The organism is Streptomyces sp. NBC_01429 (genome assembly GCF_036231945.1).
GTDB lineage: Bacteria > Actinomycetota > Actinomycetes > Streptomycetales > Streptomycetaceae > Streptomyces.
The window spans coordinates 4,567,272-4,586,672 of sequence record NZ_CP109599.1 but is presented as its reverse complement, the minus strand read 5'-3'; the positions used below and the strand labels follow the sequence as shown (position 1 = coordinate 4,586,672).

The 19,401-nt window shown below is 70.3% G+C and carries 19 protein-coding genes; 8 read left to right on the top strand and 11 right to left on the bottom strand.

The genetic code is table 11. The annotated features are described in order from the left end of the window. Nucleotides 1-24 precede the first annotated feature (24 nt). The 4 genes from OG627_RS20060 to cseC are packed head-to-tail and all read left to right on the top strand — an operon-like array spanning nt 25 to nt 3,362. Complete coding sequence (locus OG627_RS20060; protein WP_329067024.1) at nt 25-654, top strand: SigE family RNA polymerase sigma factor; 630 nt, start codon at nt 25-27, stop codon at nt 652-654. Between the two features lie 50 nt (nt 655-704). After that, a complete protein-coding gene (locus OG627_RS20055) occupies nt 705-1,313 on the top strand; it encodes a hypothetical protein (RefSeq protein ID WP_329072823.1) in 609 nt (202 codons plus the stop codon). Between the two features lie 10 nt (nt 1,314-1,323). Next, the gene (gene cseB, locus OG627_RS20050; RefSeq protein WP_329067022.1) at nt 1,324-2,028 is read left to right on the top strand and encodes a two-component system response regulator CseB; all 705 of its coding nucleotides are present in this window, start codon (nt 1,324-1,326) and stop codon (nt 2,026-2,028) included. A gap of 20 nt (nt 2,029-2,048) precedes the next feature. Continuing rightward, the gene (gene cseC / locus OG627_RS20045) at nt 2,049-3,362 is read left to right on the top strand and encodes a two-component system sensor histidine kinase CseC (protein WP_329067020.1); all 1,314 of its coding nucleotides are present in this window, start codon (nt 2,049-2,051) and stop codon (nt 3,360-3,362) included. Nucleotides 3,363-3,409: 47 nt separating this feature from the next. On the opposite strand, the gene OG627_RS20040 is transcribed toward cseC, so the two are convergent. Further along, on the bottom strand, nt 3,410-3,859 hold the full coding sequence (locus OG627_RS20040; RefSeq protein WP_329067019.1) for a VOC family protein: 450 nt from the start codon (nt 3,857-3,859) through the stop codon (nt 3,410-3,412). A gap of 164 nt (nt 3,860-4,023) precedes the next feature. Then, a complete protein-coding gene (locus tag OG627_RS20035; protein ID WP_329067017.1) occupies nt 4,024-5,649 on the bottom strand; it encodes an MDR family MFS transporter in 1,626 nt (541 codons plus the stop codon). Between the two features lie 122 nt (nt 5,650-5,771). On the opposite strand from OG627_RS20035, the gene OG627_RS20030 reads away from it, so the two are divergent. Beyond that, on the top strand, nt 5,772-6,350 hold the full coding sequence (locus tag OG627_RS20030) for a TetR/AcrR family transcriptional regulator (RefSeq protein ID WP_329067015.1): 579 nt from the start codon (nt 5,772-5,774) through the stop codon (nt 6,348-6,350). Between the two features lie 87 nt (nt 6,351-6,437). Here OG627_RS20030 and OG627_RS20025 read toward each other — a convergent pair whose 3' ends face one another. Further along, on the bottom strand, nt 6,438-7,103 hold the full coding sequence (locus OG627_RS20025) for a M23 family metallopeptidase (protein ID WP_329067013.1): 666 nt from the start codon (nt 7,101-7,103) through the stop codon (nt 6,438-6,440). A gap of 504 nt (nt 7,104-7,607) precedes the next feature. On the opposite strand from OG627_RS20025, the gene OG627_RS20020 reads away from it, so the two are divergent. Further along, entirely contained in the window at nt 7,608-7,985 is a 378-nt protein-coding gene (locus OG627_RS20020; RefSeq protein ID WP_329067010.1) for a trypco2 family protein, read from the top strand. Then, on the top strand, nt 7,982-11,110 hold the full coding sequence (locus OG627_RS20015) for an NACHT domain-containing protein (RefSeq protein ID WP_329067008.1): 3,129 nt from the start codon (nt 7,982-7,984) through the stop codon (nt 11,108-11,110). Before OG627_RS20020 ends, OG627_RS20015 begins: the two co-directional genes overlap by 4 nt. 49 nt (nt 11,111-11,159) lie before the next feature. Here the strand turns inward: OG627_RS20015 and OG627_RS20010 are convergent, their stop codons facing one another. Further along, entirely contained in the window at nt 11,160-13,682 is a 2,523-nt protein-coding gene (locus tag OG627_RS20010) for an ATP-dependent Clp protease ATP-binding subunit (protein ID WP_329067007.1), read from the bottom strand. Between the two features lie 597 nt (nt 13,683-14,279). Between OG627_RS20010 and OG627_RS20005 the strand changes: the two genes are divergently transcribed. After that, the gene (locus tag OG627_RS20005; RefSeq protein ID WP_329067005.1) at nt 14,280-14,870 is read left to right on the top strand and encodes an SCO3374 family protein; all 591 of its coding nucleotides are present in this window, start codon (nt 14,280-14,282) and stop codon (nt 14,868-14,870) included. Here OG627_RS20005 and OG627_RS20000 read toward each other — a convergent pair. The 7 genes from OG627_RS20000 to nadC form a co-directional block, all read right to left on the bottom strand. Further along, on the bottom strand, nt 14,849-15,184 hold the full coding sequence (locus OG627_RS20000; protein ID WP_329067003.1) for a histone-like nucleoid-structuring protein Lsr2: 336 nt from the start codon (nt 15,182-15,184) through the stop codon (nt 14,849-14,851). The two genes, OG627_RS20005 and OG627_RS20000, sit on opposite strands and share 22 nt — an antisense overlap. A 144-nt stretch (nt 15,185-15,328) precedes the next feature. Next, nucleotides 15,329-15,868: an amino-acid N-acetyltransferase gene (locus tag OG627_RS19995; RefSeq protein WP_329067002.1), complete on the bottom strand. Its 540-nt coding sequence runs from the start codon at nt 15,866-15,868 to the stop codon at nt 15,329-15,331. A gap of 9 nt (nt 15,869-15,877) precedes the next feature. Then, on the bottom strand, nt 15,878-16,369 hold the full coding sequence (locus tag OG627_RS19990; RefSeq protein WP_329067000.1) for a BlaI/MecI/CopY family transcriptional regulator: 492 nt from the start codon (nt 16,367-16,369) through the stop codon (nt 15,878-15,880). Nucleotides 16,370-16,558: 189 nt separating this feature from the next. After that, the gene (locus OG627_RS19985; protein ID WP_329066998.1) at nt 16,559-16,753 is read right to left on the bottom strand and encodes a hypothetical protein; all 195 of its coding nucleotides are present in this window, start codon (nt 16,751-16,753) and stop codon (nt 16,559-16,561) included. Nucleotides 16,754-16,767: 14 nt separating this feature from the next. Next, nucleotides 16,768-17,382, bottom strand: coding sequence for a hypothetical protein (locus OG627_RS19980; RefSeq protein WP_329072821.1), 615 nt, complete (start codon nt 17,380-17,382; stop codon nt 16,768-16,770). Between the two features lie 151 nt (nt 17,383-17,533). After that, a complete protein-coding gene (locus OG627_RS19975) occupies nt 17,534-18,331 on the bottom strand; it encodes a type III pantothenate kinase (protein ID WP_329066997.1) in 798 nt (265 codons plus the stop codon). Further along, the gene (nadC, locus tag OG627_RS19970; protein ID WP_329066995.1) at nt 18,331-19,401 is read right to left on the bottom strand and encodes a carboxylating nicotinate-nucleotide diphosphorylase; all 1,071 of its coding nucleotides are present in this window, start codon (nt 19,399-19,401) and stop codon (nt 18,331-18,333) included. Before nadC ends, OG627_RS19975 begins: the two co-directional genes overlap by 1 nt.

The window sequence follows — 19,401 nt, the reverse complement described above, 5'->3', positions numbered from 1 at the left end:
GTCACGGGGTCGGAGGCGGTTGGCATGGCGCAGGGTGAGGTGCTCGGTTTCGAGGAGTACGTGCGTACCCGGCAGGAGGCCCTGCTGCGCAGCGCCCGGCGTCTCGTGCCCGACCCGGTGGACGCGCAGGACCTGCTCCAGACCGCGCTGGCCCGTACCTACGGCCGCTGGGACGGCATCGCCGACAAGTCCCTCGCCGACGCGTATCTGCGCCGCGTCATGATCAACACCCGTACGGAGTGGTGGCGGGCCCGCAGGCTCGAAGAGGTCCCCACCGAGCAGCTGCCCGACGCGAGCGTCGAGGACGGCAGTGAGCAGCGCGCCGATCGGGCGCTGCTGATGGACATCCTCGGAGTGCTGGCTCCCAAGCAGCGCAGCGTGGTCGTGCTGCGACACTGGGAGCAGATGAGTACGGAGGAGACGGCGGCGGCGCTCGGCATGTCGGCGGGTACGGTGAAGAGCACGCTGCACCGCGCGCTGGCCCGGCTCCGCCAGGAGCTGGAGAGCAGGGCGGCCGAGGGCCGGGAGCCGGAGGTCCGCGCCGTGGGGCGTGCGGAGACGCGCCGTGACAGGTGTGACGGCCGGGGCGGCCCCGAGGCGCGTGGCGGCCGGGGTGGCCATGAGGAGATGGGGCGGGAAAGGTGCGCGGCCTGACAGGCCCCGACCGGCCGGGGGGCGGATCGCTGGCGGCGAGCGGCACGGTGATGGCCGGGCTCGCCGCACTCGGCCTGCTCGCGGGCGGCTGTTCGACCGGGGGGACCGGGACCAGGGACGAGGGCGCGGCCGTGACCGCTCCGGTCGAGCGGGGCGTGCCCACACCGGGAGCGGCCGCTTCGGCGCCCGCCAGGACGGTCGATCCGGTCGCGCTGCTGCGCGACGACCCGGCGGTCAGCAGACGGATCAAGGCCGACCTCAGGCCCTGCTCCGCGGACGCCTATCCGGTGGACACGTCGTACGGAAATCTCACCGGCGGCGCCTCTCCGGATGTGGTGATCAACGTGCTGACGTGCGGCGACTCGGTGGGTATCGGGACATTCGTGTACCGCTTCAGGAACGAGGCGTACGAGAATGTCTTCGCGGCCGAGGAGCCGGCGGTCTACGCCACGATCGACCGGGGCGAGCTGGTCGTGACCCAGCAGGTGTACGCGAAGGGCGACCCGCTGTCGTTCCCCTCGGGCGAGGACGTGGTGACGTACAGCTGGGCCGACACCAAGTTCAGCGAGCGCTACCGGGTGCGCAACGACTACAGCAGGGCGGTGGGCAACGGCGACGGCAACGCCGCCGAACCCAGCGTCGACCCGCACGAGAACTGAGAGCCCGGGGATGACCGAGACCCACGTCCTGTTCGTCGAGGACGACGATGTCATTCGCGAAGCCACCCAGCTGGCGCTGGAGCGTGACGGCTTCGTGGTCACCGCCATGCCCGACGGGCTGTCGGGCCTGGACGCGTTCCGCGCCGACCGGCCGGACATCGCGCTGCTCGATGTGATGGTGCCCGGCCTGGACGGCGTCAGTCTGTGCCGGCGGATCCGCGACGAGTCGACCGTGCCCGTGATCATGCTGTCGGCGCGCGCCGACTCCATCGATGTGGTGCTCGGCCTGGAGGCCGGCGCCGACGACTACGTGACGAAGCCCTTCGACGGCGCGGTGCTGGTCGCCAGGATCAGGGCCGTACTGCGCCGCTTCGGGCACGCGGGCCGGCCCGCCGGCGAGCGGGGCGGGCCCGGGGAGCCCGCTGAGCAGGGCGTGCTGACCTTCGGCGATCTGGAGATCGACACGGAGGGCATGGAGGTGCGCAGGGCGGGCGTGCCGGTGGCCCTGACCCCGACCGAGATGCGGCTGCTGCTGGAGTTCTCGGCGGCGCCGGGCACCGTGCTCTCGCGCGACAAACTGCTGGAGCGGGTCTGGGACTACGGCTGGGGCGGTGACACCCGGGTCGTGGACGTCCATGTCCAGCGGCTGCGCACCAAGATCGGGCAGAACCGGATCGACACCGTCCGTGGCTTCGGCTACAAGCTCAAGGCCTGACCGTCCACGCGAGGAGCACGATGAAGCGGCTCGTCCTGCGCACCGGGGTCAGGTGGAAGATCAGCATCGCGATCGCGGGCGTCGGCGCGCTGGTCGCGGTGGCGCTGAGCCTGGTGGTGCACAACTCCGCCCGGGTGTCCATGCTCGACAACGCGCGCGAAGTGCAGCTGGAGCGGCTGCTGTTCGCGCAGCGGATGTACGACACCACCAAGGAACCCAAGTTCGGCACGAAGATAAACGACCCCGCGCTGCCGCGCGATCTGCACGAGAAGATGAAGCAGGGGCGGCGCGCGACCTTCGTGCACGAGACCCCGAGCGGGGTGCCGGACGTCTGGGCGGCCGTGCCGATGAGCAACGGCACGGTGCTCTCGCTGCACAGCAAGTTCGCCGACCGCAGCGCCACGATCATGACGGACCTGGACCGCTCCCTGATCATCGGCTCGGTCGCCGTGGTCTTCGGCGGCTGCGCCCTGGGCGTGCTGATCGGCGGCCAGCTCTCGCGCCGGCTGCGCAGGGCGGCCGCGGCGGCGGTCCTGGTCGCGGAGGGGAACACGGACGTACGGGTCGGGGAGGCCATCAGCGGGGTCGTGCGCGACGAGACCGACGAGCTGGCCCGCGCCGTGGACGCCCTGACGGACGCGCTGAACGAGCGCATCGAGGCCGAGCGCCGGGTCACCGCCGATATCGCCCACGAGCTGCGCACCCCCGTCACCGGGCTGCTCACGGCCGCCGAACTGCTGCCGCCGGGGCGCCCCACGGAGCTGGTGCGGGACCGGGCGCAGGCCATGCGGACGCTGGTCGAGGACGTCCTCGAAGTGGCCAGGCTCGACAGCGCGTCGGAGCGCGCGGAACTCCAGGAGATCGCGCTCGGCGAGTTCGTCGAGCGGCGGGTGTCGCTGCTGAACCCGGACATCAGGATCCAGGTGGTGCACGAGTCCTGGGTGAACACCGATCCGCGCAGGCTGGAGCGGATCCTGGGCAATCTGCTGGCCAACGCGGCCAAGCACGGCCGAACGCCGGTGGAGGTGACCGTCGAGGGCCGCGTCGTCCGCGTACGCGACCACGGTCCGGGCTTCCCCGAGGCGCTGCTGCGCGAGGGCCCGAGCCGCTTCCGTACGGGCGCCACGGACCGCGCGGGCCACGGCCACGGGCTGGGCCTGACCATCGCGGCCGGCCAGGCCCGCGTCCTCGGCGCCCGGCTCACCTTCCGCAACGCGGCTCCGGAGGGCACGACGGGCCGCGACGGCCGCGGCGGCGCGATCGCGGTGCTCTGGCTCCCTGAGCACGCCCCGACGGCCACGGGCAGCTTCCCGATACCGCACCTGCCGGACTGACCCCTTCTCGACCGGCCCCCTTCCCGTCCGGGGGCTTCGCGGGGCGGTCAGGAGGCCCACTCCCGGGTCAGGTCCAGGTCGTCGCTCTCGCGCCGCTGCGTGAAGGAGAACCAGTTGCCCGAGTCGTCGCGCAGGATCGCCTCCGTGCCGTACGGCCGTTCCTGGGGCGGCTGGACGAACTCGACGCCGCGCGCCCTGAGCCTCTCGTAGTCCCCGTGGACATCGTCCGTGGCCAGCGCGCCCGCGCCCAGCACGCCCTTGGCGATCAGCTTTCTGACCTCGGCGGCCGACTCCTCGTCCATCGCGGGGGCGCCGGGCACCATGAGGGTCAGCATCAGGTCCGGCTGGTCCGGCGCGCCGACCGTCACCCAGCGCATCCCGCCCTCGCCCAGCGTCATGTCCGCGCGCAGCTCCAGACCCAGCTTCTCGGTGTAGAACTCCTTCGCCCGGTCATGGTCCAGGACCCAGACGGCGGCGATCGAAAGACCTTTGATCATGGCTCGCTCCCTCGGTGGTGACCGGCGCTCCCCCACGACCGATGCTGACACGCGCCACTGACAACGGCTCCCCGGCGCGGTGTGCGCGCCGGGGAGCCGTTGTCACTCCTGCGACCTGGTGTACGTCGTCACCGAGGGCCGGTGCCGTTCGGGCGGCGCCGGGGTCACGCGGGCTGCGGTACCTTGCCGTCCGCCGCGGGCGTCTCGCCGGGGCTCTGCGGCCCCGCGCCCCTGAGCGGGACCTCCTTGACGAAGAACGCCGCCACGAGGCCGATCACCGCGATGGACGCGCCCAGCGTGAACGCCGCGTGCGTACCGGACGACACCGCCTGCTGGTACGCCTCCCGCGCCACGTCGGGCAGCTTCGCCAGGCTCGCCGCGTCCAGCTGCGCGGACTGCGAGGCCGCGCCGGCTGCGGAGCCGCCGAGCTTGGACATCTCGTCCTGCACCCGGTTGGTGAACAGCGCGCCCATGATCGCGGCGCCGAAGGAGCCGCCGAGCGTACGGAAGAGGGTGGTCGTCGACGAGCCGACGCCCATGTCCTTCATCTCGACGCTGTTCTGCGCGACCAGCATCGTGATCTGCATCAGGAAGCCCATGCCGGCGCCGAGCACCGCCATGTAGAGGCCGGAGGTCAGACGGGAGGTGCCGGTGTCCATCTGCGCGAGCAGGAACAGCCCGACGACCATCAGCGCGCTGCCCATGATCGGGAAGATCTTGTACCGGCCGGTGCTGGTGGTGACCCGGCCCGCGACGAGCGAGACGAGCATCATCGACAGCAGCATCGGCAGGAGCAGCAGCCCGGAGTTGGTGGCCGAGGCGCCCTGGACGGCCTGCTGGTACAGCGGCAGGAAGAGGACCGCGCCGAACATCACGAAGCCGGTCAGGAAGCCGATCACCGACATCAGCGAGAAGTTGCGGTTGTTGAAGATGTGCAGCGGCATGATCGGCTCGGCCGTCTGCCTCTGTACGGCGACGAACCCGACGAGCGAGGCGACACCGCCGAAGATCAGCACCAGGATCGTCGCGGAGTCCCACGCGTACTCGGAACCGCCCCAGGTGGTGACCAGCACGATCGCGGTGATGCCGACGGTCAGCAGTCCGGCGCCGAGATAGTCGACCTTGGCCTTGGACCGGTCCTTGGCGGGCAGATGCAGTACGGCGGTGATCATCACCAGCGCCACCGCGCCCAGCGGCAGATTGATGTAGAAGCTCCAGCGCCAGCCGAGGTGGTCGGTGATGGTGCCGCCGACCAGCGGTCCGCCGATCATGGCGAGCGCCATCACGCCGGCCATCATGCCCTGGTACTTGCCGCGCTCCCGGGGCGGGATGAGGTCACCGATGATCGCCATGACACCGACCATCAGACCGCCGGCGCCGAGGCCCTGGACGGCCCGGAAGCCGATGAGCTGGCCCATGTCCTGGGCCATGCCGCTGAGCGCGGAGCCGATCAGGAAGACCACGATGGAGGTGAGGAAGACGCTCTTGCGGCCGTAGAGGTCGCCGAGCTTCCCCCAGATCGGGGTGGAGGCGGCGGTCGCCAGGGTGTACGCGGTCACCACCCAGGACAGATGTGCGAGTCCGCCCAGTTCGCCGACGATCGTGGGCATCGCCGTACCGACGATCATGTTGTCCAGCATAGCCAGCAGCATCGCGATCATCAGCGCGAGCAGCACCACGCGCACGCTGCGGGGCTGCGGACCGCTCTCCGGTGCGGCCGGTGCCGCCTGCTGGGCCCCGGCGGCCACATTCCTTGGAGTCTCCTCCGCCTGCTGATCGGTTGTACTCATCTTTCCCCACTCCCCTGGACACTGCCCCTGGACTTACTTGCCGCCCGGCAAGCTGACTACACTGGGGGAAGGTAGACCTTTACTTGCCGGGCGTCAAGTAAGTTAATCCTCGGGAGAGCAGCATGGGCAGCACCCAGCACCCGCGACGGGGCGACACCCGTCAGCGCATCCAGGACGTCGCGCTGGAACTCTTCGCCGAGCAGGGGTACGAGAAGACCTCGCTGCGGGAGATCGCGGAGCGGCTGGATGTCACGAAGGCGGCGCTCTACTACCACTTCAAGTCCAAGGAAGACATCATCGTCAGCATCTTCAAGGATCTGACGCGACCGGTGGACGAGCTGGTGGCCTGGGGACGCGGCCAGCCGCGGAGCCTGAAGACCAAGCGCGAGATCCTGCGCCGCTACAGCAGGATGCTGACGGACGCGGCGCCGATGTTCCGCTTCCTCCAGGAGAACCAGGCGAGCCTGCGCGATCTGCGTATCGGCGCGCCCTTCAAGGAGCGCATGACGGATCTGCGCGAGCTGCTGGAGGAGCCGGACGCGCCCCTGACCGACCAGATCCGCTGCCTGAGCGCGCTCTTCACGATCCACGCGGGGATGTTCGCCCTCAAAGACACCGAAGGAGACCCCGAGGAGAAGCGCGAGGCTGTCCTTGAGGTCTCCTACGAGCTGGTGAACCGCGCGCACGGCGTCACGGAGTGACGCGCACGCGGTACGGAGTGACGCGCACGCGGTACGGAGCGGGGCTCACGCGGTACGGAGCGGGGCTCACGCGTTACGGAGCGGCACTCACACCTTCACGCCGACCGAGCGCAGGAAGTTCACCGGGTTGACCGCCGAGCCGTAGTTCGGGGTCGTGCGGATCTCGAAGTGCAGGTGCGGGCCGCTGGAGTTGCCGGTGTTGCCGGACAGGGCTATCTGCTGGCCCGTCTTGACGGACTGGCCGACCTTCACCTGGACCTTCGAGAGGTGCGCGTACTGCGAGTAGGTGCCGTTCTTGTGCTTGACGACGATCGCGTTGCCGTACGCGGGACCGTCACCGGCGCCGTTGGGACCGGCCTTGACGACGGTGCCGCCGTGCGCGGCGTGGACGGCCGTACCGATCGGCACCGCGAAGTCCTGGCCGGAGTGCTTGTGCGACCACCTGGAGCCACCGAGGCCGAAGCTCGCGCTCAGCGCGTACTTCTTGACGGGGCCGGTCCAGGAGGCGGCCTTCTTGGCGGCGGCCTTCTTGGCGTCCTTGGCGTCCTGCGTACCGACCGTGGTGACCTGCTGGTGGACGGAGCCGGCGGCGGCCGTGACGGGCGAACCGGAGTGCACGTCGCCACCGCTGGTCGCGGCGAACGCGGATCCGGCCCCTACCGCCATCGACACCCCGAGTCCGGCAGCCAGGACACCGGCACGGGTACGAAGGGCGGACGGGCGGGAGAGACGGGAGAGCACACGCTGCGACATACGAGGAGAACCTCCGGGCGTAAGGGGACCCGGCACTCGAAGCACCGGGCTTGCTCCACCTTGGTAACCCGGCCCCCGCCACATCCCAAAACACCCCATCTACGACATCACGTCGTAGGAATCGCCACGGCCCTCCGCCCCTTGACGCTTCAACCACCCCGCCCGCAGCCCTCGGCGCATATGCCGCTCCGGACGCGTCCGGCCCCGTACGGAGCGGTACGGAACGAATGACCGGCCAGGGCCGGGACGGTGGCCGGCCACCCGTCGCGAAGGTCCCCGGGGCCGCCCGGCCGAAGGTCCCGCCCCCGGCCGGAGCGGCTGACTATTCCGGCTAGTAGAGCCGAAAACGCCTGTGCGCCTTGTCACGGCCACCGGGTACGAAGGCCGTCCGTTTCGGGACGAAGGTCCTGGCGGAAAGCGCGGGTACGGGACGGCGCGGAACCCTAGGCTCGACCGCGATCGGCACGTCACCGCAGGCAGCTCACCCAGGGGGACAGACCGCACATGACCGCCCAGACGAACGGCGACGACGACGGCGACAGCCGCGACCACGACTTCGACGGCATCGAACTCGCCGACGCCATCGAGTCCGTACGCGACCAGCTCCTCGACGCCGCCACCCGCGCCACCGGCCGCCCCCTGGCCTTCGAGGTCGGCGACATCGAGATGGAGTTCACGCTCGAACTCCGCAAGGAGGTCAAGGGCGGTCTCAAGGTCAGGGCCTGGGTCGTGGAGGCGGGCGCGGACGGCGCCCGCACCAGCGGCCACACCCACAAGGTCGCCTTCACGCTGAAGCCGCGGGACGCCCGTACCGGCGCGCCCTGGCAGGTCGGCAACCCGGACCGGGGCAGCACGGCCGGATTCGGGCGCGCGGCGCGGTGAGCGCCGCCCGGGTCGTCGCCGTCCTGGGCGAAACCCAGGGCACGGGGGTGCTGATCGCCCCGCACCTGGTCCTGACCTGCGCACATGTGGTCGGCGAAGCGAAGCGGGCGATGATCGCCCATCCACGCCGCCGGGGCCGGCTGTCCGCCGAGGTCCAGTGGCTCGACCGGGGCCGCGACACGGCGCTGCTCGCCACCACCGAGGCGGTCCTCGACGCCGAGCGGGCCGCACCGCCGGGCCGGCTCCGTATCGGCTCGCTCGACACCGAGTCACCGCTGCCGCACTGCGAGATCATCGGCTTCCCCGACAGCCAGCGGTACGGGGCCGACGGCGCCCTGGAACTCGACCAGTACCGCGCCACCGTGCTCCCGGCGGCGGGCTCGCTGCGGGGAGTGCTGGTCTGTGAGCTGGACCACCCGGCGGCGGCCGAGCGCCATGACGGCGGCTCCCCGCTCCAGGGGCTCTCGGGCGCGCCCGTCTTCGCCGGTCCCGTGCTGCTGGGGATCGTGGCGCGGGTCCCGCGAGGCCGGGAGCATCTGCGGGTGGAGGGGATCCCGATGGACCGGATCCTGGACGCGAGCGACCTCGGCAACTCGTTCCGTATCGAGCCGGTGACCGACGTCCACCCGCGGGACCGGCGTTTCGAGGAGGGATACGCGAGGGCCGTCAAGGCCCGCTACCGCAAAACGCGTATCTTCGGCATCGACGAACTGGGCACCAATGAGGCCACCTGGGACCTGGATACGGCGTACCTGAGCCTGGAGGCCGGACACCGGGAACGACTGGCCCCGGACCCGCATACGTCGTACAGATCCCCCGCCGCCCAGCCACGCCGGATCGACGAACTGCTGGGCAGCCGGCCCCGGGCCCTGCTGCGCGGCGAGGCGGGCGCGGGGAAGACCACCCTGGTCTGGTGGCTCGCGGCCCACGCGGCCTGCGGCACGCTGGGCCCCGACCTGGCCGACCTCAACGGCCTGGTGCCCTTCGTGGTCCCGCTGCGCACGGTGCACGCGCGGGGCCTCGGCATGCCGGCACCGGCCCAACTGCCCGCCGTCGCCCAGGTCCTGGCGGACGAGGCCCCACCGGGGTGGGTACGCCGGGTACTGGAGGCGGGCCGGGGCTTCCTCCTGCTCGACGGCGTGGACGAGGTGCCCCCGGCGGAACGCGAGAACGCCCGGGTCTGGCTCGGCGAGCTGCTGGACCTCTACCCGGCCACCCGCTGCCTGGCGACCGTGCGCCCCCTCGCGGTCGGGGCGGACTGGCTGCGCTCGGAGAGATTCGACGAACTCCAGCTCCTGCCCATGCGGAACGACGACATCCAGGCGTTCGTAACCGCCTGGCACAGGGCGGCACGGCTCGAATGCGACGCGTACGGGGACGGGCGGCGCGCGGACGCCGAGCGTGCCGAACTGGACAGCCTGGAGACGGAACTGCGCTCCCGGTTCCGGCAGAGCATCGCCCTGTGGACCCTCGCCCGGACTCCCCTGCTCTGCGCCGTCATCTGCGCCCTCCACCGCCGCAGGGGCGGCCTGCTCCCGGACACCCGCTGGGACCTCTACCGCGCCACGCTCGCGATGCTGCTCGGCGGCCGGGACACCCAGCGCAGGATCGGCAGCCCCGAGGGCATCACCATGGGCTTCGAGGAACACCAGGAGCTGTTGCAGTGCCTCGCGGTCTGGCTGGTGCGGGGCAAGCAGGCGCAGCTCTCCCGCGCGGACGCGGGGCGGCAGATCGAGGTGGCGCTGCGGCGGCTGCCCAAGGTCAGAGAACAGGGCACGGCGGCAGCGGTTCTCACGCATCTGCTCAACCGCAGCGGGCTGATCCAGGAACGCGCGGACGACGAGATCCAGTTCATCCACCGCACGTTCCAGGACTATCTGGCGGCCCGCGCGCTCATCGAGGGCGGCTCACTGCCCGAGCTGCTCCAGAACGCCCATGACGAGCAGTGGCAGGACACAGTCCTGCTGGCCGTGGGCCACTGCCGGCCGCACGAGGTACGGAGACTGATCGAGGGGCTGCTCTCGGACGGGGCGGCCTCGTCCTACGGCGGCAGACGCGCGAGCCTGTATGTCCTCGCGGCGCGCTGTCTGCTCGACACGGTCGTGGTGGACGGGACGGTGAGCGAACTGGTCGCCGACCGGATCCGTACGCTGGTGCCGCCCCGGGGCAGGGGGCACGCAGACGCACTGGTCTCGCTCGGGGCCTATGTGCTGCCGCTCCTCCCCGAACCGTCCGGCCTCGGCTCCAAGGACGCCGGGGAGGTGGCCGAACTCATCTGCATGGTCGGCGGATCCAGCGCCATTCCCTACGCCAGACGGTTCTCCCTGCACGAGAGCGTGCGGGTACGTTCCACCATCGCGACGGGCTGGTTCGAGTTCCCGACGGAACGGTACGCGCGTGAGGTACTCGCCGGCATGTCTCTGACGGACTTGGTCATCGACGTATCCACTCCGGACCAACTGCGGCTGCTCCCCATCCTGCCGCCTCTGTCGGCTGTCGGTGCCTTCGTCGACGCCACCGCCTCGCAGCTGGGTGAGTACCTCCCCACCGTGGGATGCGAAGTGCTGAACGTCTGCGACAACGCGGTGCTTCGGGATGTGTCCTTCCTCCAGGGACTCACCGGTGTGCGAAGTCTCGGTGTCGCCGGATGCCCCGCGCTGGAGGACCTGTCCGGGCTGGTGAACACGTCGCTCACCGCTCTGGAACTGGAGGTGGGCCTCCTGCTCAGTGAGGCAGAGCTCGACGCTGTCCACCGGATCCCGCATCTCCGGTATCTCAAGCTCGACTACGGCCCGTCGTCTCTCGATCGACTGCCCGCCGCCCACCCCGAGGTGAGCCACCTCCGCCTGGACAGCGCAAGACCGCTCGACCTCTCGTCCCTGTGCGAGTGGTCCTCACTGCGGAACCTCCACCTGAGCATCGGCTCGTGCACATCGCTCACCCACGGCACCTCCGAACCCGTCCCCGCTCCCCAAGTCACCTCGCTCAGGCTCGACCTCACCACGGACCATGCCGGAGTGGCCCACCTGGCCAACGCGTTTCCGTCCCTCACCACTCTCGACGTCTTCACCCGAGTACGGGATCAGCCGCTGGACCTGCCAAAGGGGCTGCCCCGGACCGTATAACCGGTTCCGGGGCAGCCCCTTCGCACTGCTCAGCGTGACGCGGTAGCCGTCACGCCTCCTTCGTCAGGTTCGGGCCGCCGCCCGCCGCCTGCTCGATCGGCGGGGCGTCCGGGAGCGGGGACTTCTCCTCGCCCCGGAAGGTGAACTCCTTGGCGTCACCCTCACCCGTCGTGTCCACGACCACGATGTGACCGGGGCGCAGCTCGCCGAAGAGGATCTTCTCGGAGAGGACGTCCTCGATCGACCGCTGGATCGTCCGGCGCAGCGGCCGGGCGCCCAGGACCGGGTCGTAGCCCTTCTTGGCGAGGAGCGACTTCGCGGACGGGCTCAGCTCCAGGCCCATGTCGCGGTCCTTGAGGCGCTCGTCGACCTTGTCGACCATGAGGTCGACGATCTGGATGATGTCTTCCTCGGTGAGCTGGTGGAAGACCACCGTGTCGTCGACACGGTTGAGGAACTCGGGCCGGAAGTGCTGCTTCAGCTCTTCGTTGACCTTGTTCTTCATCCGCTCGTAGTTGGTCTTGGTGTCGCCCTGGGCGGCGAAGCCCAGGTTGAACCCCTTGGAGATGTCCCGGGTCCCGAGGTTGGTCGTCATGATGATGACCGTGTTCTTGAAGTCCACGACCCGGCCCTGGGAGTCGGTCAGGCGACCGTCCTCCAGGATCTGGAGAAGGGAATTGAAGATATCGGGGTGGGCCTTCTCGACCTCGTCGAAGAGGACGACGGAGAACGGCTTCCTGCGCACCTTCTCGGTGAGCTGGCCGCCCTCTTCGTAACCCACGTATCCGGGGGGAGAACCGAAGAGGCGGGAAACCGTGTGCTTCTCGCTGAACTCCGACATGTCGAGAGCGATCAGCGCATCCTCGTCACCGAAGAGGAATTCGGCGAGCGTCTTGGAAAGCTCGGTCTTACCGACACCGGAAGGACCGGCGAAGATGAACGAGCCACCGGGGCGCTTCGGGTCCTTCAGACCGGCTCGCGTACGGCGGATCGCCTGCGAGAGCGCCTTGATGGCGTCCTTCTGGCCGATGACCCGCTTGTGCAGCTCGTCCTCCATGCGGAGCAGCCGCGAGGACTCCTCCTCGGTGAGCTTGAAGACCGGGATGCCGGTGGCGGTCGCCAGGACCTCGGCGATCAGGTCCTCGTCCACCTCGGCGACGACGTCCATGTCGCCGGCCTTCCACTCCTTCTCCCGCTTGGTCTTCGCGGCCAGCAGCTGCTTCTCCTTGTCGCGGAGGGAGGCTGCCTTCTCGAAGTCCTGGGAGTCGATGGCCGACTCCTTGTCGCGGCGGACGCCCGCGATCTTCTCGTCGAACTCGCGGAGGTCCGGCGGCGCGGTCATCCGGCGGATGCGCATCCGGGAACCGGCCTCGTCGATCAGGTCGATCGCCTTGTCCGGCAGGAAGCGGTCCGAGATGTAGCGGTCGGCGAGCGTCGCGGCGGCGACCAGCGCGGAGTCCGTGATGGACACGCGGTGGTGCGCCTCGTAACGGTCGCGCAGACCCTTCAGGATCTCGATCGTGTGCGGCAGCGACGGCTCCGCGACCTGGATGGGCTGGAAGCGGCGCTCAAGGGCCGCGTCCTTCTCCAGGTGCTTGCGGTACTCGTCGAGGGTCGTCGCACCGATGGTCTGGAGTTCACCGCGGGCCAGCATCGGCTTGAGGATGCTGGCGGCGTCGATCGCGCCCTCGGCGGCGCCGGCACCCACCAGGGTGTGCAGCTCGTCGATGAACAGGATGATGTCGCCGCGGGTGCGGATCTCCTTCAGGACCTTCTTCAGGCGCTCCTCGAAGTCACCGCGGTAGCGGGAGCCGGCGACGAGCGCGCCGAGGTCGAGGGTGTAGAGGTGCTTGTCCTTGAGGGTCTCGGGCACCTCGCCCTTGACGATGGCCTGCGCCAGTCCCTCGACGACCGCCGTCTTGCCGACGCCGGGCTCGCCGATGAGGACCGGGTTGTTCTTCGTACGGCGGGACAGCACCTGCATGACCCGCTCGATCTCCTTCTCGCGCCCGATGACCGGGTCGAGCTTGGATTCACGAGCGGCCTGGGTGAGGTTCCGGCCGAACTGATCGAGGACCAGGGACGTGGAGGGCGTGCCCTCGGCAGGACCGCCCGCTGTGGCGGCCTCCTTGCCCTGGTAGCCGGAGAGCAGCTGGATGACCTGCTGCCGCACCCGGTTGAGATCGGCGCCCAGCTTCACGAGGACCTGGGCGGCGACGCCCTCGCCCTCGCGGATCAGGCCGAGCAGGATGTGCTCCGTGCCGATGTAGTTGTGGCCCAGCTGAAGGGCCTCGCGGAGCGACAGCTCCAGGACCTTCTTGGCACGGGGGGTGAAGGGGATGTGGCCGGACGGGGCCTGCTGCCCCTGCCCGATGATCTCCTCCACCTGCTGGCGGACCGCCTCGAGCGAAATCCCGAGGCTCTCCAGGGCCTTAGCGGCGACACCCTCACCCTCGTGGATCAGGCCCAGGAGGATGTGCTCGGTGCCGATGTAGTTGTGGTTGAGCATCCGGGCTTCTTCCTGAGCCAGGACGACAACCCGCCGCGCGCGGTCGGTGAACCTCTCGAACATCGTTAATCGCTCCTCAGAGCGGTCAGGCAGTAAAGGGGTCGGTCCCCTCCCTGTCCTTCCGCAGCTTAGTCCCGCAAGCGGGGACCGCTCATTCCAACTGCTGACACCTGTCCCAGGCTCTCAGCCCTGAACGTCGGACACCAGCTCCAACCCGATGGTCCGAGACGATGTTCCCGCAGGCCAGGCGGATACCCCCGCCATCAGTACGCCGATGGCGAACGCGCGCCGCCCGAAACCGCGTGTCGTCCCACTCCCACACGTGCCGCGACCGGCGCGGTCCGGCCCGGAGAAGCACCGTCCTTCGCGGGCGATCGAGCGGCGGCCGGAGGCCCTTGCAGCGAAGCTACCTGGGCTTTTGGCCAACGCGGCGAACGTGCGTGCTGAACGGTGCGACGGGACGGGGCCTGCCGGGAGAAGCACTCGACAATGTCTTACCCGCAAGCACGGACACTCCATGCGGCGCACCCCCGTCCCCTCCGCTACGGGCGAACACCCTTGCGCTCGCGAGCGCCCCCGCACGCCCCCGGAACGGGCACGCTGAGCGACATCGCGCCGACACAGCGTAACTCCGGGTCGGGTTCGGGAGTTGCTCCGGGTATGGCTCCCACCGTCCCGCACCCCCGCGCCGCGCCCGAAGGCGATCTCGCGCGGTGGTACGAGGAGAAGCTCGGCTGGTCCACGGCGGCGGGGCCGCCGGTCCTGCTGCTCACCGGGGTGCGGTTCGACGCGCTGGAGCTGCCCGCCGACGCGGGGGCCGCGGTGCTGCGGCGCGTCGGCGCGACGGGCCCCGTGGCACTCCAGGGGGACCGGATGCGGCTGCTGGTGGCCCCGGGAGGCGCGGACGAGCTGCCGGGGCTGCTCGACTGGCTGGAGTGGGGCGGCGTCCCGCTGGGACTGACCGCGCTCGGCGCTGACGGACATCTGCCGGCGCCCGTACCGCCGGGGTGGCGGGGCGCCATTGCGCAGGGGGCCGCCGTATGGCTGCGACCCCCCGAGCCAGGACGCGAGGTGGAGGCGACACTGCCGGCGCTCGTCCCGTTCGGAGGCGGCGGCGGCAGCGGGGGCAGCGGTGGGGGTGCCCCCGATCTCGTACGCCTCGTGGGCGCGGCGGCGCTTGAGTGCCACCGGGCCCGGCTGCTGCGCAGAAATGCGTTTCGTACGAATACTCAGCCGTTGGCCTTCTCGTAGGCTTCACGGATCTCGGCGGGAACACGGCCGCGGTCGTTGACGCTGTAGCCGTTCTCCTTGGCCCACTTGCGGATTTCCGCGGTGTCCTTGTTGCCGCCCGCCGCTACCCGGCCCTTGCCCCGGCTGCTCGCGCCCCGGCCACCGGTACGCCGGCCGCCCTTGGTGTACGCGTCGAGCAGACCCCGCAGCTTGTCCGCATTGGCGGTCGTGAGGTCGATCTCGTAGGTCTTGCCATCGAGAGCGAACGTGACTGTCTCGTCCGCCTCGCCGCCGTCGAGGTCATCGACAAGAAGGACCTGAACCTTCTGTGCCACCGGATTTCCTTTCATCGAAAATGCAGTACGCGGAAAGGAAACCGCTTTTCTCAGGAAAACACAAACCCCCGGCAGAGGTTCAGTGGGGCGACCGCGCGGGAAACGTGCGCGATTCGGACATAGGACTCTCGTCGGGTGCGGCGATCACAGGTGCAGAAGCATCCGGCTGTTGCCCAAGGTGTTCGGCTTCACCCGTTCGAGACCGAGGAACTCGGCAACGCCCTCGTCATAGGAACGCAGCAGCTCTCTGTAGACATCTCCGTCGACCGGCGTCTCACCGATCTCCACGAAGCCGCGCTTCGTGAAGAACTCGACTTCGAAGGTGAGGCAGAATACGCGCCGCACTCCGAGCCAGCGGGCCGTCTCCAGCAGCTTGTCCAGAAGAAGATGGCCGACGCCCGCCCCCTTGACCGCGGGATCCACGGCGAGTGTGCGCACTTCGGCGAGGTCTTCCCACATCACGTGCAAGGCGCCGCAGCCGATGACCGTGGCGTCCTCGTCGCGTTCCGCGACCCAGAACTCCTGGATGTCCTCGTAAAGCGTCACCGGCGCTTTGTCGAGCAGGATGCCTTCACTGACGTAAGGGTCGACAAGGCGGCGGACAGCCGGAACATCCCTGGTCCTGGCCCGCCGGACGGTGAGGGCATTTGCTTCGGCATTGGGAACCGGAAGGGCTGTGGGCATGGCTGGACGCTATCGCCCCGTCCCGCCCGGCTCGTCGGCGCCCTCGGCCGGTTCTTCCACTGCCTCATCCTCATCCCGTACCGCTTCCGCGCCTTCCGGGCGGGTTTCCGCGTCTTCGGGGCGGGCTTCCGCGTCTTCCGGGCGGGCGCGGACCATACGGACCGCGTCCTCCAGTGAGGTGCGCTGCTCCGGCGACATCATGCCGAAGAAGGCGACCAGGGCCGCTGCCGGGTTGTCACTCTTCGACCACGCTTCGTTCATGAGGGCGGCGGCGTAGGCGGCGCGGGTGGAGACCGCCGTATATCGATAGGCGCGGCCGTCGACTTCCCTGCGCACCCAGCCCTTCTGATGGAGATTGTCCATTACGGTCATGACGGTGGTGTAGGCGATGGACCGCTCCCGTTGAAGGTCTTCCAGGACTTCCCGGACAGTGACCGGTCGGTTCCATTGCCAGACGCGGGTCATGACGGCGTCTTCCAGGTCTCCCAATTGACGGGGCACAGCGCCACCATAGTGCGAGATGTCCGAATGGCCGGTTATTGACGTAACAAAAAGGACGTACGACTGGGAGTCAGTCGTACGTCCAGGTCATACGTTCGGAAGCGGGGCACCGTATTCGGGCGCCGCCGCCCTGGCGCCGTTCGCTCAGGCGCCGTTCACTCAGGCGCCGTTCGCTCAGGCGGCTTTCGCTCAGGCGCCGTGGGCGGCGTCCGGGGCGGGGCCGCCCGGCCGCCGGTCGGCCTCCGCGCGGGAGAACGCCGCGTCGACGGCGGCGTCCTCCTTGAACTTGTTGGGGCCGCCCTGGCTCTTGACGATCGTCACGACCAGGCCGATGAAGAAGGCGGCCATCACCACGGGCGGCAGAAGCGCGGATACGTAGTCCATGCCGCCCAGCGTAGCTATCCGGCGGCCAGCCGCTCCGGCGGGGGCGCGGGGCGGCGGCGCGGCGGGAAGACCTCGGACGGCTTGGGCATGGGCTTGCCGGGCACCTGGGGCTTCGGCGAGGCGGGCTCGCGGGGCTCGGCGGGGTGCTGGGGCTCCTTGGGCCGCCGGGGCTCGTCGGCGGCCCGGCCGCCGGGGATCGAGAGGAGCCGGGTGCGGGGCGCGGGAGCCGTGAGGGCGACCGGCGCGGCGGTGGCTACGCGGCCGGCGAGCCGGGCGCGTACCGACTGCTCGGCGCGGACCCGGCAGCGCTCCAGCAGCGCGGCGGCGGTCGGGCTGCCGCGCAGGGCGCGCAGCGCGGCGAGGTCGTCGGGGAGCGGGACGTACCCGGCGGCCAGAGCGTCCTGGAGCAGCTCCAGATAGCCCGTGAGCGAGCCGGGGAGGGCCTGGCGGTACCTGGCGAGGTCGGCCAGGAGAAAGTCCCGCAGCCGCCCGGCCTCGCGCATCGCCTCGTCCACGGACTCGGCGAGCCGCAGACATGCCTGGATGTCCCCGTCCGGGAGCGGGGTGGGATGGAGGGCAACGGCGAGGGCACGTCGGAGCACACGCAGCTCGTCGGTGCCGAAGGCCATGCCGCCGCGGGATCCGTATGGCGTGGGCATGCGGCGACAGTACGCGCCAAAAGGACAAAATCCTCTTAACGCCCCTCTGCTGGCGCGGCCCGCGCCGCCGAACGGATGACGGCGGCGCGGGCGCTCCCCCCCTGGTACCGGGGGGCGGGCGCTACATGCGCGAGACGTTGCGCTCGTACACCAGGCGCAGCCCGATCAGGGTCAGCCAGGGCTCGTGCTCGTCGATCACGGACGCCTCGCCGAGGACCATGGGGGCGAGGCCGCCGGTCGCGATCACCGTGACGTCCTCGGGGTCGTCGGCCAGCTCCAGGGCCATCCGGGTCACCACGCCGTCGACCTGGCCGGCGAAGCCGTAGAGGATGCCCGACTGCATCGCCTCGACCGTGTTCTTGCCGATGACGCTGCGCGGCCGGGCCAGTTCGATCTTGCGGAGCTGGGCGCCCTTGACGCCGAGGGCCTCGACCGAGATCTCGATGCCGGGGGCGATGACGCCGCCCGTGTACTCGCCGCGCGCGCTGACCGCGTCGAAGGTCGTCGCCGTACCGAAGTCGACGACGATCGCCGGGCCGCCGTACAGCTCGACGGCGGCGACGGCGTTGATGATGCGGTCGGCGCCGACCTCCTTGGGGTTGTCCATGAGGATCGGCACACCGGTCTTGATGCCGGGCTCCACGAGGACGGCGGGGACGTCGCCGTAGTAACGGCGGGTCACCTCGCGCAGCTCGTGCAGGACGGAGGGGACCGTCGAGCAGATCGCGATGCCCTCGATGCCGTCGCCCAGTTCGTCACCGAGCAGCGGGTGCATCCCCATCAGGCCCTGGAGGAGCACGGCGAGTTCGTCGGCGGTGCGGCGGGCGTCGGTGGAGATGCGCCAGTGCTCGACGATCTCCTCGCCGTCGAACAGGCCGAGGACCGTGTGGGTGTTGCCGACGTCGATGGTGAGCAGCATCAGGCGTCCGCCCCGCCCGTGCCGGTGGCCTCGCGCAGGTCGAGACCGATGTCGAGGATCGGCGAGGAGTGCGTCAGCGCGCCGACGGCGAGGAAGTCCACACCCGTGTCCGCGTACGCGCGCGCGTTGCCGAGGGAGAGCCGGCCGGAGGACTCCAGGACGGCGCGGCCCGCGACGACGGCCACGGCCTCGGCGGTCTGCTCCGGGGTGAAGTTGTCCAGCAGGATCAGATCGGCACCGGCCTCCAGCACCTCGTGGACCTGGTGGAGGGTGTCGACCTCCACCTCGACCGGTACGTCGGGGAACCGCGTGCGTACGGCCTTGAACGCCTGCGCGACGCCGCCCGCCGCCACGACGTGGTTGTCCTTGACCAGGGCCGCGTCCGAGAGCGACATACGGTGGTTGACGCCGCCCCCGCAGCGCACCGCGTACTTCTCCAGGGCGCGCAGTCCCGGGGTGGTCTTGCGGGTGTCGCGGACCTTGGCGCCGGTGCCTTCGAGGGCGTCGGCCCACGCGCGCGTGGCGGTCGCGATGCCGGAGAGCCGGCACAGGAGGTTGAGGGCGCTGCGCTCGGCGGTGAGCAGGTCGCGGGTGCGGGTGGTCACGCTCAGCAGCTTCTGGCCCGCCTCGACGCGGTCGCCGTCCAGGACGTGCCGCTCGACCTCGAACGCCTCCGTACAGACGAGGGACAGCACGGCCTCGGCGATGTGCAGCCCGGCGACCGTGCCGCTCTCGCGGGCGGTGAAGTCGCCGGTGGCGACGGCGTCGTCGGGGACGGTGGCGGCGGAGGTGATGTCCTCGCCGCCGTCGAGGTCCTCCTCGACGGCGACATGCGCGATGTCCTCCACCAGGACGGGGTCGAGACCGGCGTCGGCGAGGAGCTGGGCGAGGGCCGGGTCGAGACCGCACTCCAGACCGGCGAGGTCGAGTCCGTCAGCGTCGGCGCCGGCCGAGCAGCCGCAGCCGTCGCCGCAGCCGCCCGCCTCGGCCCGCGCGGCGGCGGGGGCGCCGATCTGGATGAGCGGTACGTCCACGGGCTCGGGGAGTGGACTGTCTTCGTGCGTGCTCAC